Origin of the sequence: Methylobacterium sp. E-005 (assembly GCF_022829725.1) — a bacterium.
Lineage (GTDB): Bacteria > Pseudomonadota > Alphaproteobacteria > Rhizobiales > Beijerinckiaceae > Methylobacterium.
Map to the genome: position 1 here is coordinate 21319 of NZ_JAKSYG010000157.1, position 21626 is coordinate 42944.

General features: G+C 68.9%; 18 protein-coding genes and 1 pseudogene. 7 read left to right on the forward strand and 12 right to left on the reverse strand.

Annotated features, from left to right (window positions below):
* The first annotated feature begins 8 nt into the window (after positions 1 to 8).
* Together MKK88_RS17215 and MKK88_RS17220 are read left to right on the forward strand one after the other, a co-directional pair.
* Positions 9 to 2105: a 4Fe-4S binding protein gene (locus MKK88_RS17215; RefSeq protein ID WP_244001866.1), complete on the forward strand. Its 2097-nt coding sequence runs from the start codon at positions 9 to 11 to the stop codon at positions 2103 to 2105.
* Positions 2102 to 3112, forward strand: a complete 1011-nt coding sequence (locus MKK88_RS17220; protein WP_244001780.1) for an FAD:protein FMN transferase — start codon at positions 2102 to 2104, stop codon at positions 3110 to 3112. Before MKK88_RS17215 ends, MKK88_RS17220 begins: the two co-directional genes overlap by 4 nt.
* A gap of 37 nt (positions 3113 to 3149) precedes the next feature.
* Here the strand turns inward: MKK88_RS17220 and MKK88_RS17225 are convergent, their stop codons facing one another.
* Together MKK88_RS17225 and MKK88_RS17230 are read right to left on the reverse strand one after the other, a co-directional pair.
* On the reverse strand, positions 3150 to 4616 hold the full coding sequence (locus MKK88_RS17225; protein WP_244001782.1) for a methyl-accepting chemotaxis protein: 1467 nt from the start codon (positions 4614 to 4616) through the stop codon (positions 3150 to 3152).
* Positions 4613 to 4927, reverse strand: a complete 315-nt coding sequence (locus MKK88_RS17230) for a hypothetical protein (RefSeq protein WP_244001784.1) — start codon at positions 4925 to 4927, stop codon at positions 4613 to 4615. Before MKK88_RS17230 ends, MKK88_RS17225 begins: the two co-directional genes overlap by 4 nt.
* Before the next feature lie 609 nt (positions 4928 to 5536).
* Between MKK88_RS17230 and MKK88_RS17235 the strand changes: the two genes are divergently transcribed.
* Positions 5537 to 6667 (forward strand): serine hydrolase domain-containing protein, encoded by a 1131-nt coding sequence (locus MKK88_RS17235; RefSeq protein WP_244001786.1) that lies wholly within the window; start codon positions 5537 to 5539, stop codon positions 6665 to 6667.
* Here the strand turns inward: MKK88_RS17235 and MKK88_RS17240 are convergent.
* A pseudogene (locus MKK88_RS17240) lies at positions 6664 to 7580 on the reverse strand (LysR family transcriptional regulator). The gene MKK88_RS17235 and the pseudogene MKK88_RS17240 overlap by 4 nt on opposite strands.
* Positions 7581 to 7673: 93 nt before the next feature.
* On the opposite strand from MKK88_RS17240, the gene MKK88_RS17245 reads away from it, so the two are divergent.
* Positions 7674 to 8669 carry an aldo/keto reductase gene (locus MKK88_RS17245; RefSeq protein ID WP_244001788.1) on the forward strand — a complete coding sequence of 332 codons (996 nt, stop codon included), beginning with the start codon at positions 7674 to 7676 and terminating at the stop codon, positions 8667 to 8669.
* A 188-nt stretch (positions 8670 to 8857) separates the two neighbouring features.
* On the opposite strand, the gene MKK88_RS17250 is transcribed toward MKK88_RS17245, so the two are convergent.
* The gene (locus MKK88_RS17250; protein WP_409566673.1) at positions 8858 to 10006 is read right to left on the reverse strand and encodes a M20 family metallopeptidase; all 1149 of its coding nucleotides are present in this window, start codon (positions 10004 to 10006) and stop codon (positions 8858 to 8860) included.
* A gap of 401 nt (positions 10007 to 10407) precedes the next feature.
* On the opposite strand from MKK88_RS17250, the gene MKK88_RS17255 reads away from it, so the two are divergent.
* Complete coding sequence (locus MKK88_RS17255) at positions 10408 to 10626, forward strand: hypothetical protein (protein WP_244001792.1); 219 nt, start codon at positions 10408 to 10410, stop codon at positions 10624 to 10626.
* 66 nt (positions 10627 to 10692) lie between these two features.
* Positions 10693 to 10944, forward strand: coding sequence for a hypothetical protein (locus tag MKK88_RS17260; RefSeq protein WP_244001794.1), 252 nt, complete (start codon positions 10693 to 10695; stop codon positions 10942 to 10944).
* An 85-nt stretch (positions 10945 to 11029) separates the two neighbouring features.
* Here the strand turns inward: MKK88_RS17260 and MKK88_RS17265 are convergent, their stop codons facing one another.
* The 4 genes from MKK88_RS17265 to MKK88_RS17280 all read right to left on the reverse strand — a co-directional run bounded on the left by MKK88_RS17265 (position 11030) and on the right by MKK88_RS17280 (position 14411).
* Positions 11030 to 12232 (reverse strand): MFS transporter, encoded by a 1203-nt coding sequence (locus tag MKK88_RS17265; RefSeq protein WP_244001796.1) that lies wholly within the window; start codon positions 12230 to 12232, stop codon positions 11030 to 11032.
* A gap of 3 nt (positions 12233 to 12235) precedes the next feature.
* Complete coding sequence (locus MKK88_RS17270) at positions 12236 to 13531, reverse strand: arsenic transporter (protein WP_244001798.1); 1296 nt, start codon at positions 13529 to 13531, stop codon at positions 12236 to 12238.
* A 90-nt stretch (positions 13532 to 13621) separates the two neighbouring features.
* Positions 13622 to 14059 carry an arsenate reductase (glutaredoxin) gene (gene arsC, locus MKK88_RS17275; RefSeq protein ID WP_244001800.1) on the reverse strand — a complete coding sequence of 146 codons (438 nt, stop codon included), beginning with the start codon at positions 14057 to 14059 and terminating at the stop codon, positions 13622 to 13624.
* On the reverse strand, positions 14052 to 14411 hold the full coding sequence (locus tag MKK88_RS17280) for an ArsR/SmtB family transcription factor (RefSeq protein ID WP_244001802.1): 360 nt from the start codon (positions 14409 to 14411) through the stop codon (positions 14052 to 14054). Before MKK88_RS17280 ends, arsC begins: the two co-directional genes overlap by 8 nt.
* Before the next feature lie 50 nt (positions 14412 to 14461).
* Between MKK88_RS17280 and arsH the strand changes: the two genes are divergently transcribed.
* Complete coding sequence (gene arsH, locus MKK88_RS17285) at positions 14462 to 15208, forward strand: arsenical resistance protein ArsH (RefSeq protein ID WP_244001804.1); 747 nt, start codon at positions 14462 to 14464, stop codon at positions 15206 to 15208.
* A 51-nt stretch (positions 15209 to 15259) separates the two neighbouring features.
* Here arsH and MKK88_RS17290 read toward each other — a convergent pair whose 3' ends face one another.
* Genes MKK88_RS17290 through MKK88_RS17305 form a run of 4 tightly spaced genes read right to left on the reverse strand, consistent with a single transcriptional unit; the run spans position 15260 to position 21604 of the window.
* On the reverse strand, positions 15260 to 16447 hold the full coding sequence (locus tag MKK88_RS17290; RefSeq protein WP_244001806.1) for a permease: 1188 nt from the start codon (positions 16445 to 16447) through the stop codon (positions 15260 to 15262).
* Positions 16448 to 16491: 44 nt separating this feature from the next.
* Complete coding sequence (locus MKK88_RS17295; RefSeq protein ID WP_244001808.1) at positions 16492 to 19665, reverse strand: efflux RND transporter permease subunit; 3174 nt, start codon at positions 19663 to 19665, stop codon at positions 16492 to 16494.
* Positions 19662 to 21197 carry an efflux RND transporter periplasmic adaptor subunit gene (locus MKK88_RS17300; protein WP_244001810.1) on the reverse strand — a complete coding sequence of 512 codons (1536 nt, stop codon included), beginning with the start codon at positions 21195 to 21197 and terminating at the stop codon, positions 19662 to 19664. Before MKK88_RS17300 ends, MKK88_RS17295 begins: the two co-directional genes overlap by 4 nt.
* Positions 21194 to 21604, reverse strand: coding sequence for a FixH family protein (locus tag MKK88_RS17305; RefSeq protein WP_244001812.1), 411 nt, complete (start codon positions 21602 to 21604; stop codon positions 21194 to 21196). Before MKK88_RS17305 ends, MKK88_RS17300 begins: the two co-directional genes overlap by 4 nt.
* Positions 21605 to 21626 lie beyond the last annotated feature (22 nt).

Here is a 21626-nt window from a genome sequence, read left to right on the forward strand (position 1 = left end):
GCACGCGCATTCTCACGCACATCGCCCTCCTGCTCGCGATCCTTCTCCAGATCCTCCCGGCCCAGGCCGGCCAGCTCGATCGCGGGGCCCTCGAACGGTACTTCCCCCCGCCCCTGGTGGTCGGCGAGAAAGACGGTGCGCTCCCGGTCTGGCCGATCCTGAAGCAGCAGGCCGGCTCCTACGAGGTCTTCGCCTACGCCTTCGAGTCGGTCGATCTCGCCCCGATCCCCGGCTTCGGCGGTACGCCGCCGGATCTGCTGGTGGCCCTCGCCCCGGACGGCACCTTCCGCGACGTGAAGGTGATCAGCCAGCACGAGCCGGTCTTCCTCGAAGGGCTCGGGCCGGAACCACTCCTCGCCTTCGTCGACCAATATGCCAGCCTGTCGGCCCGACAGGCGATCCGGGTCGGGCGGCCGAACGCCCGGGCGGGCGGCGCCGCGCCCCAGACCACGGTCGACGGCATCTCGATGGCCACGGCCTCGACCCGGGTGATCAACCAGTCGATCCTGGCCTCGGCCCTGGCGGTGGCACGCGGCAAGCTGGGGTTCGGGGCGACCAATGTCGGCCTGAAGGTCGAGGCTAAGCTCGACTCCTTCGAGAAGCTCAGTCTGTCCGACCTGCTCGCCCGCGGCTGGGTCAAGCGCCTCACCGTAACGAACGACGAAGCGGCCAAGGCCTTCAAGGGGACCGGGGTAGAGGATCCGGCCGACGGTCCGCCCGACACCGTCCTCTCCGACATCTATGTGGCCTATCTCAACGCCCCGTCGATCGGCCGCAACCTTCTGGGCCAAGCCCGGTTCGACGCGTTGCTGCGTGAACTGGGTCCTGGCAACCACGCCGTGATGGTGCTGAGCGCCGGTCCGCCGGACGCCCCCGAGAATCCGCTGGGCGAACGATTCGTGCTGGGCTCGATCCCCGACCGGCTGACGATCGGCCAGGGCGGGCTGATCGTGACCGCCCGCGACATGGCGGTGGAGCGCCGCGAAGCCGGTCTCGCGGAGGGGCTGCCGGAGGGGAGCTGGACGATCCTGCGGATCGATCAGGCCGCGGGCTTCGACCCCTCCGCGCCCTGGGTCCTGACCGAGACGATCATCCGCGAGCGCGGGCAGATCCTCTCCGAAAAGATCACCCGGACGTTCCCGGTCGAGACGACCCTGCCGGCCGATCTGTTCACCCGGGTCAAGCCCGACGAGGGGCCGAGCTGGATTGATCCCTGGCGTGCGCGTGCGCCGGAACTCGGGCTGATCGCGCTCATGCTGGCGGTTCTGGTGCCGGTGCTGGCGCGCCAGCGCGGGCTCGTCGCCGACGCGCGTCGCTTCGCGGTGTTCCGATTTGGGTTCCTGGCACTGACGCTGGGCTTCATCGGCTGGTTCGGACAGGCGCAACTCTCGATCGTCACCCTCGTCGGCCTCGTGCGCGCCGCCACCACGACCCACGACCTCGCCTTCCTGCTCTACGACCCACCCTCGCTGGTGCTCTGGGTCTTCGTGCTTGCGGCCCTCGTCGTTTGGGGGCGCGGCACGTTCTGTGGCTGGCTCTGCCCCTTCGGGGCGCTCCAGGAATTCGTGGCGCTGCTGGCGAAGCCTCTGCGCATCCGGCAGATCGCGATCCCGGCCGGGCTCGACCGGGTGCTGCGGCAGGCGAAGTACATCGTGCTCGCCGGCATCCTCGTGGCCGCCGCCGCCGGATCGCCACTGGCTGACAGCCTCAGCGAGGTCGAGCCGTTCAAGACCGCCATCACCCTGACCTTCGTGCGGTCCTGGCCGTTCGTCGCCTACGCGGTCGGCCTGCTGGTGCTCAACCTCTTCGTCTTCAAGGGATTCTGCCGCTACCTCTGCCCGCTCGGCGCAAGCCTCGCCCTGCTGGGCCGCGTGCGGATGCTCGACTGGATTCCCCGCCGGGCCGAATGCGGCTCGCCCTGTCAGCTCTGCAAGGTCCGCTGCCGCTACGGTGCGATCATGCCAAGCGGCCGGATCGATTATCCCGAGTGTTTCCAGTGCATGGATTGCGTGACGATCATCCACGATCCGGGGCAGTGCGTGCCGCAGGTTCTGGCGCGCAAGCGCGGGCGCCCAGTGTCGCCGCAGCCGGCGGCGGCCGCATGAGCGACCTCGGACAGCCCCGGCCCGCCCGGCGCCGCATCCTCGTGGCCGCCGCGGGCCTTGCCGGCGCGGGTTTGGCCGGCGCGGCCGGGCTCGGCGGCCTCGCGGCCTTCCGCGCTTCGGCCGCATCGCGTGGCCTCGTGCTACGGACCCGCGCCGGCCTCGCCTTCGGGACAACCGTGGCGCTGACGGCCGCCGGCTCGGACGCGGCCGTGATCGAGGCCGCGCTGACGGACGGGTTCGCGGCGATGCGTGCCGTCGAGGCGGGCGCCAGCCTGTTCCGCCCCGACAGCGCCCTCTCGCGCCTCAACCGGGACGGTGCCCTCCACGCCCCCGACCCGCACCTCGTTGTCCTGCTGCGCTTCGCTCTTGCGCTGGCGGCCGCGACCGAGGGTGCCTTCGATCCCACGGTGCAGCCGCTCTGGCCGGTCTGGTCGGAGGCGGCGGCACGGGGCGGGCGGCCGGATACCGGGGTGATCCGCGCCGTCCTGGCACGGGTCGGCTGGCACCGCGTGCGGCTTGAACCGGACCGCATCACCCTGGAGCCCGGTACGGCACTGACCCTGAACGCGTTGATCCAGGGCTACGCCGCCGACCGCGTGATGGCGGCGTTCCGGGCTCGCGGCATCGCGGATGCCTTCGTGGATACCGGCGAGTTCGGCGCATCCGGTGCGCATCCCGACGGCACGCCCTGGCGCCTCGGCCTCGCAGATCCGCGCGACCCCGCTGCGCTCGCCGCCGTGATCGCCCCGTTCATGGGATTCGCCGCGACGTCGGGCGATTACAACATGTGCTTCTCGGATGATCGGGCCGACCACCACATCCTCGACCCGGCGACCGGCTATTCCCCCGGGGGGCTGTCGTCGGTGACGGTCACGGCGCCGACCGGTCTCCTCGCCGACGGCCTGTCCACCGCCTGCATGGTGCTGGGGCGCGACCGGGGCGCGCGGTTGGTCGCCGGCCATGCGGGCTGCGCGGTGCGGTTTACCGACAAGCCCCGCCCGGCCTGATCCGGGCCCGCCGAAGCGGGGCCCGGATCGATCCGGCTCAGGCGGCGCGGACCGAGGTCAGGAAGCGGCCCACCTCCCGCCCGAGGGCGTCGAACTCGACCGACAGTTCCGAGGCCGAGGCCAAAAGGCTGCCCGCGGTCGTTCCGGTCGCCTCGACGGCATCGGCCACGGTCGTGACGGTGGTGCTCACGGCACCGGTGCTGGATGCCGCATCCGCGACGGTGCGGACGATGCGCTCGGCGGCCGCGCCCTGCTCGCGCACGGAGGCGGTGATCTGCGTCGCAAGGGTATTCATGTCGCGGATATGAACCGTGATTCCGTTGACGGCGGCGACAGCCCGTTGCGTCGAAGTCTGGATCTGCCCGACCTGCGTGGCGATATCCTCGGTTGCCTTGGCGGTCTGGCCCGCCAACGCCTTCACCTCCGCGGCCACCACCGCGAAGCCGCGCCCGGCCTCGCCGGCCCGGGCGGCCTCGATCGTCGCGTTGAGGGCCAGCAGGTTGGTCTGGGCCGCCACCGTCGAGATCAGCGCCACCACGTCGCCGATCCGCTCCGCGGCTGCGCTCAGCTCCTGCACGAGGGGAACCGCCTCGGCCGCCTCCGCGGCGGTTCGGCTGGCGAGTTCGGCGGAGCCGCTCACCTGCCGCTCGATCTCGCTGAGTGACGCGCCGAGCTGCGCGGTCGCCTCGGCGGCCGTCTCGGCCGCGCGCGCCGCGTTCCCGGCCGAGGAGGCGACGTCCGACGACCGGCGCGCCGAATCGCTTGCGGTCTCCGACATGTCGGCAGCCGCGCTGCGCAGGTTCGCCGCCGCGTCGGACACGTGGGACAGGATCCCGCCCACCGTCGTCTCGAAGGTCCGCGCCAACTGCTCAGTGGCGTTCCGCCGCGCTTCCTCAAGGGCGGAGCGGGCCTCCGCGGTTTCCCGCTCAAGGACGCTGGCTCGGGCCAGCTGCGCCTGGGCCTCCATCTCCGATTGGCCGAGCGCCCGGAAGGAGTTGACCGTGGTCCGGCAGACCCAGATCAGGACGGCGGCCTCCATCACCACGATCACGGCGTGCAGGGCGACACGGCCAAGGTCGGCCGCCGCATCCGGGAACACCAGCGCCGGGACCGCCAGATCGAGGGCGAGGTGATGAACCGCGGTGGCCACCGTCGCCGCCAGGATCACACGCCAGTCGCACCAGCCAACCAGCACGGCGAGGCAGGCGAAGAAGTACATATGCAGGTCGACCTGCCAGGGATGCCCGGTGAAGACGATCAGAAAGATCGCCGCCATGCCGATCAGCGCGACGCCGCTGACGATGCGCGTGGCATGGCCGATCGGATCCCGCCACCAGAGCAGCGTCGCCGTCCCGGCCAGGACCGCGACGGCGACGATCGGGCTCCAAGTCGGCAGGCCGCCCGTCAGTGCGGCGTCGGCCCCCGCGATGACGAGCACGTGCGCCCACAGGATCGCGATGAGCGAGCGGCCGATTTTGAGCCGCAGAGCATTGAGGTGGTTCATCGTGCCGAGCGTCCGAAGTCGGGATGGGCGTCGCGGGTGACGACTGTGGTTCGATCGGCGCGCCCGCAGCCGCCGGCCAAGCCACCGTCGAGGACGAGCCGGGCGCCCGCCGCGTAGAGGCGGCCGACGAAGCCGGCGTTGTCGGAGCGGGCGATCACGATATCCGGTCGGCCGCCGACGTTCAGGATCGACCCGCCGGCTTCGGCGACCAAGCGGACGACCGCGCCGGTATCGGATCCTGCGCGGCCGACCAGGGCTACCGTATCGGACCGGGGGGCGGCCAGGAGCGCCAGAGGTGTGACCAGGGCCACGGCACCACCGAGCAGGCCCAGCGCCGTTTGATATTGTTTTGACTCACGGCTTACCGGGGGTTTCAAATCTTCCAGTGCCGTCATGTGCGATAATAACTCATTTTATGGCCCAATAACGTACGGTATCTGTGTTTTGCGCAGGTCTTGAAGAGGTTGCGCGGTCATGTTGCGCTTACAGCTATCTGTCTTCTAAATTATGAACGCATTATCTCTTAAGCAAGTGATCTGTCGTGCCAGAGGCTGGCGATCATTTGCTTCTTAACATCGCATCAAAACTTGTTACGTTATATGTAAGTCAATACATAGGATGGAATTTATATTTCTAGGCGGTAAAGATCTGATTTGATACTGATCGATCTATAAGGCTGCTGCGCCCTTGCCGCCCTGCCTGTTCCGGTATCGGAGGAGAGGCTGGGAAGACCGGCCCCGGCGGTACGGCAGGGTGCGTGTCCCACTCAATCGCCAGGCGCGGCGCGATGCATGCTTCGCTTCCCTTCCGAACCGTGGGACGCCCGACGGCAAGGACCGCGCCGTGTCTCGCGCGGAGCAGTTTGCGTGACCGGCTCCGGAAGGAGAACACGGTCCGCGTCCGGAAGAGGGAGGTTGTGCGTGAGTGAGCGAATGGTGCCGTCGTGGCCGGGGGATTCGTGGGAACTGGCCGCGCCTGCCGCAGCTGGCTTCGACCCCGTGCGCCTCGCTGAGGCGGTCGCGTATGCCGAGGCGCAGGAGAGCGCTTGGCCGCGCAGCCTGTATCACCCGGACGGCCACTATGTCGGGATCGTCGAGTGGAACGAGACCGGGCCGTGGAGCGCCATCGCGGGCCCCGTGCGGCCGCGGGGCGGGCCGGCCGGCATGATCCTGAAGGGCGGACGCTTGATTGCCGCCTGGGGCGATACGGCTCGACCCGACATGACCTTCTCGATCGCCAAGAGCTACCTCGCGGTGCTGGCGGGTCTGGCCCACGATGACTGGCTGATCCCCGACGTGGACACCCCGGTGCGCGACAGCGTGCCTGACCCGCTCCTCGACGGGCCGCACAACGGCGCGATCACGTGGCGCCACCTGCTACAGCAATCGAGTGAGTGGCAGGGGGTGCTGTTCGAGAAATCCGATCAGGTCGATCACTTCCGCCAGATCGGACCGGGGGCGGATAACAGCCGCAAGGGCGAGAAGCGGGCGCTGAAGCCGCCCGGCACCCACTACGAGTACAACGACGTGCGGGTGAACCTCCTCTCCTATTGCCTGATGCGGCTATTCGGCCGTGCCCTGCCGGAGGTGCTGCGCGAGCGGATCATGGACCCGATCGGCGCCTCCCGGGACTGGGCATGGCACGGCTACGACAATGCCTGGGTCGAGATCGACGGACGGAGCGTCCAATCGGTGCCGGGCGGCGGCCATTGGGGGGGCGGCCTGTTCATCGGCGCCGACGATCACGCCCGGTTCGGGCTGCTCATCGCCCGCGGCGGCGCGTGGGATGGGCGGCAGCTCCTGTCCGAGCGCTGGATCCGCGCCATGCTGGCCCCGTCGCCGACGCTTGAGAGCTACGGCTATCTCTGGTGGCTCAACCGGGGCGCCGCCGCCAAGCCGCAGATCTCCCCGAACGCCTTCAGCGCGCTGGGCGCCGGCAACAACGTGATCTGGTGCGATCCGGATCGCGATCTCGTCGCGGTGCTGCGCTGGATCGACAAGAGTGCCGTCGATGGATTCCTGCTGCGCCTCGTGGCGGCCCTGCGGGATTAACCGGCGGCCGCGCCGTCCCGCATTCCGGCGCCCGCGTGGATGAAGTCCACGAAGGCCCGGAGTACCGGCCGCATCAGCCGGCGGCAGGGATAGTAGAGGAGGAAGCCGGGAAAGCGCGGGCACCAATCCTCCAGGACCCGGACCAGCCGGCCGGATGCGAGATCCGTCGCAGCTTGCGCCTCGAACAGTTAGGCGAGCCCGGCCCCACGCCGCGCCGCCTCGGCGATGAGCCCGTCATCGTCGAGGATGAGATTGCCGGAGACCGACACCGTGCAGGCGGTTCAGTCGCGTTCAATTCCCATTGATAGAGGGCGCCCCCCGCGAAGCGCCGGCGGATGCAGGTGTGGGCCTGCAGATCCTGCGGCGTCGCCGGAGGCGCATGCTGCGCGAGATAGGCCGGCGCCGCCACGATGGCCCCGCGCTGCGGGGGGCCGAGCGGCACCGCGATCATGTCCTGCTCCAGGCTCTCGGCGAAGGGGATTCCGGCATCGAAGCCCTCGGCCACGATGTCGCTCAAGCCATTCTGAACCCGGATCTCGATCGTCACGCCGGGATGCGCCCGCGTGAACGCGGTGACGAGCGGGATCAGCACCATCTCGGCCGCCGCGCGCGGCACCGACAGGCACAGGGTCCCGCAGAGCTGCTGCTGTGAGGCGGCGGCGGCCTCTACCGCCTCGGTGATCGCCGCGAGCGCGGGTTCGAGACCGTCGAGCAGGCGCTGCCCGGCCTCGGTCGGGGCGACGCTGCGCGTGGTCCGGGCCAGCAGGCGTACCCCGAGATGATCCTCCAGCCCATTGATCGCGTGGCTCACCGCCGAGACCGACCGGCCGAGATCGCGCGCCGCGCCGCGAAAGCTCCGGCGCGCCGCGACAGCCGCGAAGATCGACAGGGCGGGCAGGTCAGCGCGTCGCATTGTTGAGCCGGATAGAACAGCCTGCTGCGCTGTTCACCGCTTATCGGCGGGCGCCCGATATGCAGAGTGCGGCCTGCTGCATCGGAGGTTTTCATGCAACAGCGTCGACTCGGTTCCGAACTCACCGTCTCCGCCCTGGGCCTGGGCTGCATGGGCATGAGCTTCGCCTATGGCGGCCAGCCGGAGGCCGAGGCGATCGACACCCTGCGCCGGGCGGTCGATCTCGGCATCACCTTCTTCGACACGGCCGAGATGTACGGGCCGTTCGAGAACGAGAAGCTCGTCGGCAAGGCGCTCGCACCGTTCCGCGACCGGGTGGTGATCGCCACCAAGTTCGGCTTCAAGATCGCCGAGACCGGCGAGGGCCGGGAGCGGATCGTCGGCGTCGACAGCCGCCCGGAGCATGTTCGCGCGGTCTGCGACGCCTCGCTCCAGCGCCTCGGCGTCGAGGTGATCGACCTGTTCTATCAGCATCGGGTCGATCCGGCGGTGCCGATCGAGGACACGGTCGGCGCGATGGCGGATCTCGTTCGGGCTGGAAAGGTCCGGGCGCTGGGGCTCTCGGAGGCGGGCGCGGCCACGATCCGGCGCGCCCATGCGGTGCATCCGATCGCCGCGGTCCAGAGCGAGTATTCCCTGTGGAGCCGCGAACCCGAGGCCGCGGTGCTGCCGACCTGCGTCGCGTTGGGGATCGGCTTCGTGCCCTACAGCCCGCTGGGCCGCGGCCTTCTCACCGGCGCGATCCAGACCCCCGACGCCCTCGGGGCCGACGATTATCGCCGGACCCTGCCGCGCTTCCAGGCGGAAAACCTCGCGGCCAACCAGCGGCTGCTCGACACGCTCGCCGCCCTCGCCCGCGACAAGGGCGTCACCCCCGCGCAGCTCGCCCTGGCCTGGGTGCTGAGCCGGGGCGATTTCATCGTCCCGATCCCGGGGGCCCGCAAGATCCGCCACCTGGAGGAGAATGCGGCGGCGGCCGATCTCGTCCTGTCGGAGGCCGATCTCCGGACCATCGCGGACGCGATGCCCGCGGAAGCCGTCAGCGGCGGCCGCTACGGCGAGGCCGGGCTCGCCATGGTCGACCTCTGAGCCTCGGGGGCTGCTCCACCGGGATCCTGGGTTTCCAAAGGGCTTCAGCCCTTTGGCGGGTGCTCAGGGCGGAGCCCTGAGATGATTTCCAGGGCTCTGCCCTGGACCCGCGAAAGGGCTCGCCCTTTCGAAACCAGGACTGGGTCGGTCCACAACGCAGAAACGTCTTGGCCCAATCAATCAGGCTCTCACAGCGCCGCGATGGTTTCGGCCATCGCGCGCGCCCGCGGCACAAGGCTTCCAACCTCCAGGTATTCCTCGGGCGAATGCGCCTTGCCGCCGACCGGGCCCACGGCGCAAAGCGTCGGGCAGCCGACGCTGGCGGTGAAGCCGGAATCGGCGCAGCCACCCGCGAACTCGCCCTCGACCAGCCGCCCCAGCTCCGCGCTGACCTGGGCGTAGGTCTCGAACAGCGCCCGGGAAGCCGGATCCTGCACCAGCGGCAGGAACTCGCCCTTGATGCTCAGATGCGCGGTGATGTCCGGCACCATGGAGGCCGCCACGATCCCTGCGATCCGCTCCATGGCCTCGGCGCGGTCCGGCGGCGTGACGTAGCGGAGGTCGATCTCACAGGTCGCCCGCGGCGCCACGGTGTTGACCGACTGGCCGCCCGAGATCAGCCCGACATTGACCGTGATGCCGCGCGCGAGATCCGTGATGGCGTGGAACGCCACGGTCTTGTGCGCCAATTCGAGGATGGCGCTGCGGCCGTCCGCGTAGTTGCCGCCGGAATGGGCAGCCTTGCCCAGCACCTCCAACTGCATGAACACGCCGCCCTTGCGGCCGGTGACGACGTTGCCGGTTGGGCGTCCCGGCTCGGAATTCAGCACCGCGCGAGCGCCGCGGGCGGTCTCCTCGATGATCGGCCGGCAGGCCGGGGAGCCGATCTCCTCATCGCTGGTGAACAGGCCGACCAGCGGCACCGGCGCGCCGCCGGCCCGGTGATAGGCTGCCAGCACGAAGGCGTTCATGACGAGCCCGGCCTTCATGTCGGCGACGCCCGGACCGTAGGCGCGGCCGTCGACGACGTGGAACGGACGGCGCGCCACCTCGCCCTTCGGAAAGACGGTATCGCGGTGGCCCATCAGCACCACCGGCCGGTTGCCGCCGCCGGAGCCTGCGACCTCGGCCTTCAGCGCATCGCCGTAGCCTTCGACCGGGATCGTGGAGACCGGAATGCCCTCGCCGGCCAGGAACGCCGCGATTCGGGTGCCGACCGCATCCACACCGGGCTTGTCGTAGGAGCCGGAATCGATGTTCACGAGCTCTTCGAGGAGTGCCAGCATTGCGCCCTCCTGCCCGTCGAGCCAGCGTAGGGCGTCGGTGTTCTGAATCATCATTGGGTTCCTCGTACCGGGCGCCTCGGGACGGCGCGACTCGAACGTCAAGGGGCGCGGCGAATCACGCCAGGGGCGCAACGCCGCTGATGTCATGCGCCCCTGGATTGCCCCGCGGCGCTCGCAAATACGGCGCCGCGTCTCAGTGGCGCTCTAAATATTCCGTTGAACAACCCGACATCCCTTACGCCGTGATCGCCCGCCGGGTTTTCGGGAGGACAGGTTTGGCTGCACGGGGCGGCGAGGTCTGAGACCCGGTGCGATCATCGAAGGGTATAGAAGCCCCGAGCATCGACGAGATCGATAGCTGCTATCGATCGCATCTGTTTGAACGATGGTGCAGTGCAGCGCATCTTCCCTTCAGAGCCCGGACATACCCCGGCCGCCAAGGGACGATCATCATGACCATTCGAGCCTTCGTCATCGCCACCCTCGCCGCTGTTCCGGCCCTCGGATCAGCTGCCGCGGGCGAGCGCGTTGATTTCACGCCGCCGCTTTACCGCGATCAGGCGCGTCCGACCGCATCCGTCCGACCGGCATCGGACATGACGACGACGCCGAGTCTGGTGCGGACCGCGCAGGAGGCTCCGCGCCGGCTCGTCGAAGCGACGGCGCGCTGAGGCATCGGCGGAACGGGATCCTGCATCCGCACGTTTGAAGGCGAAATTCCATCCCGGAGAGATACCATGCGCGCGCTGACGATCGCTTCCGTTCTCGCCCTGACCACCGTCGCAGGCCTCGGACAAGCAGAAGCCAAGGGCTGCCTGAAGGGCGCCGTGGTCGGCGGCCTCGCGGGCCACATGGTCGGTCATGGCGTGGCCGGTGCCGCGGCCGGTTGCGCCATCGGTCATCATCGGGCCAACCGGGCGACGACGACGGGGACGGTTCCGACCTCCACGGGATCGACGTCCTCCACGACGACCTCGCGCTCTTACTGATCACGGCGACACGTGCCTTTGAGGACAACAGGCCCCGGCATTCGGCCGGGGCCTTTGTCTGTGAGGCCTGCCGTGGGACCGACAGTCAGGTTCGCCGGTCCGTGACGTCCGGTCGGGAAATGCCGCGAACAGCCCACAAAGCTGCGATCAGACCAAGATTGGCTGTGGCGAGGATCGGCAGGATCCACCACAGCGCATCGGGGCTCGCGTGGGTCAGCACGAACGCACCCGCCGGCGGGGCCAGGGCTTGCGCGATCAGACCCGGCCGGGCGAGGCGGCCAACAACCAACGGGTAGCGCGTGGGACCGAACAGGGCCAGCGGCACCGTGCCCCGCGCAATGGAAAAGATTCCGTTGCCGCCGCCATAGAGCACCAGCCAGAGCCCGACGCCGGGCAGGCCGGATGCGAGTAGCGCCAAGCCGAGCGTGACCAGGGCGAAGGCCGCCGTCAGCGTCCAGAGCGGATGGTATCGGCCCTTGAACGAGATCTCGACGATCCGGGCGGCGACCTGGGCCGGCCCGATCAGCGCGCCGTAGGAGACGGCCGAGGCGAGGGCCACGCCGCGGGCCTGCAGCAGCGTGATCAGGTGGACCGAGACGAGCGACATGATCGCGCCACCGAGGATCAGAACCCCGGCAAACAACAGGAATGCCCGTCGCTCCGGGCCGGATAGGGGGCCGATGGCCGCCTCTCGATCCTCCGCCGCTGCGGGCAACACGTGGGGCTTCGGGACAAGCAGGAGGATCAGCGGCAGCGTGACCCCGAGGTGAAGGCCGGCATAGGCGAGGCAGGTCCCTCGCCAGCCGACCTGCGCGACCAGGAATGCCGACACAGGCCAACACACGGTGCTGGCGAACCCGCCCCACAGGGTGAGCGTGGTGATCGCCGGTCGGGCCTCCGCGCCGTAGAGGCGACCCAGGGTGGCGAAGGCCGGGTCGTACAGGCCGCAACCCATGCCGGCTCCGAGAATCAGCCAGCCGCCGAGGTAGACCGGCAGGGCCGGCGCCACGGCCAGCGTCGTCAGCCCTGCGGCCAGCAGCAGCGCGGCCAGCGCCAGGACCGGGCGACCGCCCCGGCGATGGATGGCTGCCCCGACATGCGGCGATGCGAGTGCGGCCACGAGGAGGCCGAGCGCCAAGCCGCCGACGACCCAGGCGAGCGGCCAGCCGGTGCTCTCTGCAATCGGGCCGGCGAGAACAGCCGGCAGATAGAACGACGAGCCCCAGGCGAGGATCTGCACCACGCCCAGGGCCGAGATGACCGGCCAGCGGCGACGCGTGTCCGGCACGGCCTACGGCGTCCCGAGCAGCGGCAGCCAGGTTGCCAACGCCAGCAACGTCACGAGGAGGACCGGCGGCGTGATGACGAGGCCGACCTTCATGTACTGCCCCCACGTGATCGTCTGGCCCTTGGATGCCAGGACGTGCAGCCAGAGCAGGGTGGCGAGGCTGCCGATGGGGGTGAATTTCGGGCCCAGATCGCAGCCGATGACGTTCGCGTAGATCATCAGCTCGCGGGTCAGCGGCGCGAGATCGGGAGCCTGCTGGATCGAGAGCGCGCCGATGAGCACACTCGGCATGTTGTTCATCACCGAGGACAGGATCGCAGCGGCGAAGCCGGTGCCGATGGTCGCGACCCACGGCCCCTGTCCGGCAAGCCGGACGAGGCCCTTGGCGAGTTCGTTGGTGAGGCCGGCGTTCCGCAGCCCGTAGACCACGAGGTACATGCCGAGGCTGAACAGCACGATCTGCCAGGGCGCGCCGGTCAGCACCCCGCGGATCGGGATGACGCCGCCGCGTTTGGCGAGCAGCAGGAGCACGGTCGCGCCCGCACAGGTCACGACGGAGACGGGAACGCCGAGCGGCGCGGTCACGACATAGGCGACGAGCAGCACGCCGAGCAACGGGAATGCCGCCTGAAACACGGTCCGGTCCCGGATCGCGCGGATGGGCAGCTCAAGTTCCCGGACGGGGTAGGACGGCGGCACGGCCTTCCGGAAGTAAGCCCAGAGCACGACGAGGGTCGCGGCGAGCGAAACGAGATCGACCGGCACCATCACGGCAGCGTAGCGGCCAAACGTTACGTCGAAATAGTTGGCCGAGACGATGTTCACGAGGTTCGAGATCACCAGGGGCAGGCTGGTGCTGTCGGCGACGAACCCGCAGGCAACGATGAAGGCGAGCGCCGCGGCGGGCGGGAAATCCAGGCGCCGCAGGATCGCCAGCACGATCGGTGTCAGCAGCAGGGCAGCGCCGTCGTTGGCGAACACGGCGGCGATGGCCGCGCCGAGCAGCACCACGAGCAGGAACAGGAGCCGGCCGCGACCGCCGCCCCAGCGCGCGACATGCAGGGCCGCCCAATGGAAGAACCCGGCCTCATCGAGCAGGAGCGAGATGATGATTAGCGCGACGAAGGTGAACGTCGCGTCCCAGACGATGTGCCAGACCGCCGGGATGTCGCCGGGGTGGATGACGCCGGTGGACAGCGCCACGGCCGCCCCGATCAGTGCGCTCCAGCCGATCCCGAGCCCCTTCGGCTGCCAGATGACGAAGACGAGCGTGACAAGAAAGATGGCGAGCGCGAGCATCGCGGCCGGATCCTGCGGAGAAGGGGGCGCGCGCCGACACCGGTGGCCTGTTGCATGGGCCGCTCGGCACGCAATCTCGGTCGCGCTGTGTCAGGCGGTGGCGACGCGGCGACCGTGCTCGTCGACGACGCGCTCGCCGTCTTCCTTGACGAACTCGCCCCCCTGCACTGGCAGGAGGTCGAGCACGGCCTCAGACGGCCGGCACAGGCGAACGCCCTTCGGGCTGACCACCACCGGCCGGTTCATCAGGATCGGATGGGCCGCGATCGCGTCGAGCAGCTTGTCCTCGGTCAGGGCCGGATCGCCGAGGTTCAGCGCCGCGTAGGGCGTGCCCGTCTCGCGCAGGAGATCGCGCACGGTGATCCCCGCGCGCGCCGCGAGGCGGCGGACCATGGCCCGGGTCGGCGGCGTCTTCAGGTACTCGATCACGTGGGGCTCAACACCGGCATTGCGGATCATCGCCAGGGCGTTGCGGGACGTGCCGCAATCCGGGTTGTGATAGATGACGACGTCGAACGCCTCAGGCATGGGCGATGTCTCCGGTTGGGCAATCACACGCGGACAGGGCTGCGACGGCAGGCGCGCACACTTCGGGGCGGCTCTGGCAGCAATCGCGCATCAGGAAATCGATCAGGCCTGCCAGCGCCGGAAAGGCCGCGCTGTAGATGATCGACCGGCCCTCGCGCCGCGAGGCGACCAGGCCGGAATGACTCAGTTCTTTCAGGTGGTGGGATACGGTGGCGGCGGACACGCCGACGGCGTCCGCCAGCGCGCCGGAGGCCCGGCCTTCTGGACCCGCCTTCACGAGCGCCCGCACCAGACGCAGACGATGCTCCTGCGCGAGGGCCGAGAAGGCAGCCAGGGCTTGCGGCTCATCCATTCTTGCTACAATCTTCCAAAGACTGTTTGAACGTACAAGAAAGCGGAATCTTGGACAAGTCGCAGCCAACCTTCACCGACGGCCTGCCAAATCTGAGCGCGGCGCACTTCCTCGTTCCCACCCGGGAGAGCGTCGAGGCGGTGACGCCATTCACGCACGCGCCGCGCTTCCTGATCCTCTATGGTTCCCTGCGCGAGCGCTCGTTCAGCCGCTTCCTCGCCCACGAGGCGGCCCGCCTGCTCGAAGCCATGGGTGGTGAGGTCCGGATCTACGATTCCCACGGCCTCCCGTTGCCGGACGATACCACGGCCGATCACCCGAAGGTTCAGGAGTTGCGCGACCTCTCGATCTGGTCCGAGGGCCAGGTCTGGGTGTCGCCGGAGCGCCATGGCAATTTCACCGGCGTGATGAAGAGCCAGATCGACTGGCTCCCGCTCAGCGAAGGCAGCGTTCGCCCGACGCAGGGGCGCACCCTGGCGGTGATGCAGGTGTCGGGCGGGTCGCAGAGCTTCAACGCCGTCAACGGCCTGCGCGTCCTCGGCCGCTGGATGCGGATGATCACGATCCCGAACCAGTCGTCGGTGCCGATGGCCTACAAGGAGTTCGACGAAGCCGGCCGGATGAAGCCGGGGCCGCTCTACGAGCGCGTGGTCGATGTCTGCGAAGAGCTGATGAAGTTCACGCTGCTCACCCGCGAGCGGGCCGCGTACTTGGTCGACCGCTACAGCGAGCGCAAGGAGCGAGCGCCGGACCGGCTCAAGGCCTTGGCCGCCGATATCGCTTTCGTGATGCGCTGAGACCCGACGGCGATCCCGAGCCGGCCGTCGTCCTGTTGTTCCTCGGCCGATTCACACGGGGTGACCGGCGTGACCCTCATGGCCGTGGGACCCATGTCCGTCATGATTATGTCCGTCATGACCGTGCTCGTGATGGCTGTGATCCATCGGGTTCTTGGAATTCACCCAGAACAGGTACGCGGCGACCGCTCCGAATAACAGGTTGAGCCAGAACGTGTAGTTCAGGCTGAACGTGGTCATCTGCGCCTGCACGTCGACATCGCGTGACGGGATCCAGCCGATGCCGGTGAACGCGAGATCGACAATCATGGCCGCGAGCGCCATCGTGACGAAGAACACGCCGCCGATATAGGCGGCCATGCGCCAGCCAAAGTACCGGCGGTAGACATCGAGCAGGGGCAGGACGATCAGGTCGGCGTAGAGGAAGGCCAGCACGCCCGAGAAGCTCGCGCCGCCGGCCCAGAGCACGGCCGCGAGCGGCACGTTGCCGATCGAGCAGACGAAGGTCAGCATGGCGATGATCGGGCCGAGCACGACGTTGACCGGCACCTGCACCCAGCCCGGCGCGTCGGTCAGGAACAGGGCCTTCCAGACGCCATTGGGCACTAAGGCGCCGAGAAGGCCGCCGATGAGGAAACCAAGGGCAAGATCCTTCCAGAGCATCTGCCATTCCATCGAGAAATTTTGGGCGATCCGGATCCGCGCTTCAGGCTTGGTCAGACGCGCCCACCAGGTCGGACCGTCCACGGTCATGCTCATATGCTGATGGCCCCGGCTCTCCTCCTTGTGCTGCCGCGCCTCCTCGGCGAGGTGCGACGGGTAGGTGAGCTTCACGAGCGTGGTCATGATGGCGATCAGCACGAGGCCGCCGATCCACTCGCCGAGCATGAACTGCCAGCCGAGCAGCACATACAGGATCAGGCCCAGTTCCAAGACGAGGTTCGTCGAGGCGAACAGGAAGGCGAGCGCCGTGACGAGCGCCGCGCCCTTCTTGAACAGCGTGCGCATGATCGCCGCCGAGGCGTAGGAGCACGAGGAGGACGCCGCCCCGGCCACCGTCGCCAGCGCGATCTCGCGGATGGATCCGCCGCCGAAGGCCCGGCGCATCTGGTCCGCTGAAACGACTGATTGCAGCACCGCCGAGATCGTGAAGCCGAGCACGAGGCTCCAGCCGGTCTGCCAGAACATGCCGACGGCCATGAGCAGGCCGTGACCGATCGCGTGCAGGATCATGTCCATCTCGATTTCCCCTCTGGCTGGAAGACGGATTGGCGCCGGCTTGGCTACTCGGCGGCTTCCCTGAAAGCGGCGTCGGCCTCGGCGGGGGCCTCTCGGCTATCGGCCATCGCAGGAAGGCCCCAACCCTTGATCAGGCCGTAGACGGCCGGGATCACGATCAGGGTGAGCGCGGTCGAGGAGATCATGCCGCCGATCATCGGCACAGCGATCCGCTGCATCACCTCGGAGCCCGCGCCCGTGCTCCACAGAATCGGCACCAGACCGGCCATGATGGCGACGACCGTCATCATCTTCGGGCGGACCCGCTCGACCGCGCCGACCATGATCGCTGCGCGCAGATCCTCGCGGGTGAGTGGTCGCTTGATCCGTTCTGCCTCTGCGCGACGCTCGGCCAGGGCTTGGTCGAGATAGACCAGCATGATGACGCCGGTCTCGGCGGCGACACCGGCCAGCGCGATGAAGCCGACGGCCACGGCCACCGACATGTGGAAGCCCATCCACCACATCAGCCAGACCCCGCCGACGAGCGCGAAGGGCAGCGACAGCATGACGATCAACGTTTCGGTCAGGCGGCGGAAGTTCAGGTAGAGCAGCAGCAGGATGAGCAGCAGCGTCGCGGGGACGACGATCTTCAGCCGCGCTTCGGCCCGTTCCAGGTATTCGAACTGGCCGCTCCACTGCAGCGACATCCCCGTCGGGAGCTTCACCGCCTCGGTGACGGCCGCGCGCGCATCGGCGACGTAGCCGCCGAGGTCGCGCCCCGTGATGTCGACATAGAGGTAGACGGCGAGCTGGCCGTTCTCGGTGCGGATCGAGGTCGGACCGCGGGTGAGTTGGACCATGGCGACCTCGCCCAGCGGGACCGTGCCGCCGGCCGGCAGCGGCACCTGCACATCCCGCGCGATCGCCCCCGGATCGGAGCGGAAGGCGCGCGGGTAGCGCAGGTTGACGCTGTAGCGCTCGCGACCCTCGACCGTATTCGTCACGGCCTGACCGCCGAGCGCCAGGGCGATCACGTCCTGTACGTCGCCGACGGTCAGCCCATAACGGCCGAGCGCCTCGCGATCCGGCGTGATGTCCAGGAAGTAGCCGCCGATGACCCGCTCCGCATAGGCGCTCGACGTGCCGGGGACCTTGCGGATTGCGGCCTCGACCTCCCGGGCGACGCGATCCATCGCGGTGAGATCCGTGCCGAAGATCTTGATGCCGACGGGCGTGCGGATGCCGGTCGCCAGCATGTCGATGCGGGCGCGGATCGGCTGCGTCCAGGCGTTGGAGACGCCCGGGAACTGCAGGGCCCTGTCCATCTCGGCTTTCAGGCTGTCGAGCGTCACGCCGGGCCGCCACGCGGATTGCGGTTTGAGGCGGATGATCGTCTCGAACATCTCCATCGGCGCCGGGTCCGTTGCCGTGCTCGCGCGGCCGGCCTTGCCGTAGACCGAGGCGACCTCGGGGAACGCCTTGATGATCCGGTCCTGCGTCGCCAGCAGGTCCGCCGCCTTGGTCACCGAAAGGCCCGGCAGCGTCGTCGGCATGTAGAGGAGCGTGCCCTCATTGAGCTCGGGCATGAACTCCGACCCGAGCTGTCGCGCCGGCCAGACGGTCGCGCCCAGGATCACGAGGGCGAGCAGGATGGTGGGAATGCGGGCGCGCAGCACGCCCGCGATCAGCGGACGGTAGGCCCAGATCAGGAGGCGGTTCACCGGATTGCGGTGCTCCGGAATGATCCGTCCGCGCACGAAAACGACCATCAGCGCCGGCACCAGCGTCACCGACAGGAGCGCCGCCGCCGCCATCGCGAAGGTCTTGGTGAAGGCGAGCGGCCCGAACAGTCGCCCCTCCTGGCTCTCCAGGGTGAAGATCGGCAGGAACGAGACCGTGATCACCAGGAGCGAGAAGAACAGCGACGGACCAACTTCCGATGCGGCCTCGATCAGGATCGCGGCGCGTGGCTTGCCCGGCGGCGCACGCTCCAGGTGCTTGTGGGCGTTCTCGATCATCACGATGGCCGCGTCGATCATCGCGCCGACCGCGATGGCGATGCCCCCGAGCGACATGATGTTCGCGCCGAGCCCGAGGCCGCGCATGGCGGCGAGCGCGATGAGGATGCCGACCGGCAGCATCAGGATGGCGACGAGCGCGCTGCGCAGGTGCAGCAGGAACACGACGCAGACGAGCGCGACGATGGCGCTCTCCTCGATCAGCGTGTGTTTCAGCGTATCAATGGCCGCGTCGATGAGTTGCGAGCGGTCATAGACCGGCAGGATCTCGGTCCCCGCCGGCAGGCTCCTGGCCACCTCGGCAAGCTTCGCCTTGACGTTCGCGATGACGTCCAGCGCGTTCGCGCCGAAGCGTTGCAGGACGATGCCACCGGCGACCTCGCCCTGGCCGTCGAGTTCCGCGATTCCCCGACGCTCGTCGGGGCCGATCTCGACGCGCGCGACGTCGCGGACGCGCAGCGGCGTGCCGTTGTCGGTCTTCAGGACGATGTTGCCGATGTCGTCGGTGTTCTTCAGGTAGCCCCGGCCGCGGACCATGTACTCGAACTCGGACATCTCGACCGTCCGGCCGCCGACATCGGCGTTGCTCGCCCGGATGGCGTCGCGCAGCTTTGCGAGGCTGATGCCCTGTGCCCGCAGGCGGTTCGGCTCGACGACGACGTTGTACTGCCTGACGAAGCCGCCGATCGGGGCGACCTCGGCCACACCTTCGGCCCGCGAGGCGGCGAAGCGGATCACCCAATCCTGGAGCGCCCGAAGCTCCGCGAGCGTCCGCTCCTTGGCCAGGATCACGTATTGGTAGACCCAGCCGACCCCGGTCGCGTCGGGACCCAGCGTCGGCGTCACGCCCGCGGGCAGACGGCTCGCCGTGCCGTTGAGGTATTCCAGCACCCGCGAGCGGGCCCAGTAGGGATCGGTGCCGTCCTCGAAGATCACGTAGACGAACGAGACGCCGAAGAACGAGAACCCACGCACGACCTTGGAGCGCGGCACCGTGAGCATCGCCGTGGTCAGCGGATAGGTGACCTGATCCTCGACCACCTGCGGGGCCTGGCCAGGATAGTCCGTGTAGACGATGGTCTGCACGTCCGAGAGGTCCGGGATGGCATCGAGCGGCAGCGTGCGGACGGCGTAGAGGCCGGCCGCCACCGCGAAGATGGTGCCGATCAGAACGAGCACGAGGTTGCGGGCCGACCAACCGATGAGGCGCGCGATCACGGGGCGTCTCCCGTACGGAGAGCCTGCCGATCGTCCTTTGGCGCGGCCATGCTCTGCAGCGCCGCCTTCAGGTTGCTCTCGGCGTCGATCAGGAAATTGGCTGCCGTGACCACGCGGTCGCCCACAGCGAGACCGTCGCGGATCTCGGTATAGCCGGCGCCCCGGATGCCGATCTTGACCGCCCTCGGCTCGAAACGACCGTTTCCGCGATCGAGGAGCACGATCTGGCGCTCGCCCGTGTCGATGACCGCATCGTCCGGTACCGCCACGACCGGGTTCGTCGCCCCGGTGTCGATCTCCACGTCGGCGTACATGTCGGGCAGGAGCGCGCCGTCGGGATTCGCCAGTTCGATGCGGACCCGGGTCGCCCGGGTTTGCGGATTCACCTGCGGGTAGATCACCCCGACCGTGCCGGTGAAGATCCGGTCCGGGGCCGAGCGCGGCCTGACGGTCACCGGCTGCCCGACACGCACGCCCGCGAGGTCACGCTCGGGGACGTCGGCCAGCACCCAGAGCGTCGCGATGTCGCCGATCCGGAACAGCGTGTCGCCGGCCGCGGCCTTCATGCCCTCGATCGCATTCCGCTGGAGGACGATCCCGTCGCGCGGGGACGACCACGTGATCGCCATCGGGATCTTCCGGGTGCGCTCCATCGCGTCGATGACGTCCTCGGGGACGTTCAGGTTCTGGATGCGGCGGCGCGAGCCGTCGAAACCCGGATTGGCGATAAGTTGCGCGGCGGCCGCGTTGATCTCGGGCGAGTAGAGGTGGACCAGAGGCTGACCCTTGCGGACCCGGTCCCCGGTCGTGACGTTCTCGACCCGATCGACATAGGCATCGGACCGGGTCGCCACGACGAACACGCGCCGCTCGTCGAGCGCCACCGTTCCCGGCACCCGGACCGGCTGGGCGACGATCCGGCGCGCGACGATCTCGGTCCGGACGCCGGTGCGCTGAACCTTGCCGGGCGAGACGGTGACGACCCCATCCTCGTCCTCGCCCGCGTAGACGGGGATGTAGTCCATCCCCATGCTGTCCTTCTTGGGTGCAGGCGCAGTGTCCGGAAGCCCCATGGGGTTGCGGTAGTAGAGGATGCGACGACCGGCTGAGCCGGGCTTGGTCATCCCGGCCGCCATGTCACCCGTGTTTATGCCACCCGCGTGCATCTCGCCCGGGCCTCCGCCGCGGCCCGCCAGCTCGGCGGCGCTCGTTTCGGGGGGATCGGGCTCGTCGAAGCGGACGTCCTCGCTGGCGTGGACGGCGCGAAACTCGCGCCCGTCGTCGGTCCCCATCGGCGAGAGCGAATAGACCGGCTTACCGTCGGGATCCTGATAGTAGACGACCGGCCCGTCCAGTTTCGGCGCTGCCGGCGACTGCGCCGGCGGCATGGCGGCCGGAGCCCAGCGGGCCCAGTCCGTCCGTGCGCGCTCCAGGAGCGCGGAGACGGGGTCGCCCGCGCGGCCAGTCCAATATCCGGCCCCCCCCGCCGCGATTGCGACGAGAGTTCCGGCCAGCCATGCCGCCCGGCTCATTTCACGGCCTGGAACACGAGCTTGTCCGCGACGGTGCCGGTCTCACCCTGGACCTTCGCCCCGAGCGAGAGCCGCCAGCCGCCGGCCATCGTGAGCTTCGCCTTGAACCGGTAGATCCCAGGCTCGGTCGTGGGGAGCTGCTCGATCTTCGAGGTCATCTCGTCCATGCTGTCCGGGGCCATGTCGATGCGCTTGGCGAAGATTACGGCATCGGGCACGGCCTTGCCGCTGCGCTTGTCGACCAGGCGCACGGAGAGGACGGCCTCGCCGACCCTGGCCTCCTGCTGCACGAGCTGGAACTGGTAGTCCTTGACGTCCGCGAGCGCGGATGTGGTCACGGCCGGTCCCGACAGCACGGCACCGAGCAGCGCCGCCGAAAGCGGGCGCGCGAAATAAGTCTTGATCACGGATGAGGTCTCCTGAACGCGA

Bases quoted from the DNA above. Each gene is read 5' to 3' on its own strand.
- MKK88_RS17260 (WP_244001794.1), top strand. From the start codon at position 10,693: ATGCGCGCGCTGACGATCGCTTCCGTTCTCGCCCTGACCACCGTCGCA.
- MKK88_RS17270 (WP_244001798.1), bottom strand. From the start codon at position 13,531: ATGCTCGCGCTCGCCATCTTTCTTGTCACGCTCGTCTTCGTCATCTGG.
- arsC (WP_244001800.1), bottom strand. From the start codon at position 14,059: ATGCCTGAGGCGTTCGACGTCGTCATCTATCACAACCCGGATTGCGGC.
- MKK88_RS17250 (WP_409566673.1), bottom strand. From the start codon at position 10,006: ATGATTCAGAACACCGACGCCCTACGCTGGCTCGACGGGCAGGAGGGC.
- MKK88_RS17255 (WP_244001792.1), top strand. From the start codon at position 10,408: ATGACCATTCGAGCCTTCGTCATCGCCACCCTCGCCGCTGTTCCGGCC.
- MKK88_RS17225 (WP_244001782.1), bottom strand. From the start codon at position 4,616: ATGAACCACCTCAATGCTCTGCGGCTCAAAATCGGCCGCTCGCTCATC.
- MKK88_RS17280 (WP_244001802.1), bottom strand. From the start codon at position 14,411: ATGGATGAGCCGCAAGCCCTGGCTGCCTTCTCGGCCCTCGCGCAGGAG.
- MKK88_RS17245 (WP_244001788.1), top strand. From the start codon at position 7,674: ATGCAACAGCGTCGACTCGGTTCCGAACTCACCGTCTCCGCCCTGGGC.
- MKK88_RS17290 (WP_244001806.1), bottom strand. From the start codon at position 16,447: ATGGACATGATCCTGCACGCGATCGGTCACGGCCTGCTCATGGCCGTC.
- MKK88_RS17300 (WP_244001810.1), bottom strand. From the start codon at position 21,197: ATGAGCCGGGCGGCATGGCTGGCCGGAACTCTCGTCGCAATCGCGGCG.
- MKK88_RS17220 (WP_244001780.1), top strand. From the start codon at position 2,102: ATGAGCGACCTCGGACAGCCCCGGCCCGCCCGGCGCCGCATCCTCGTG.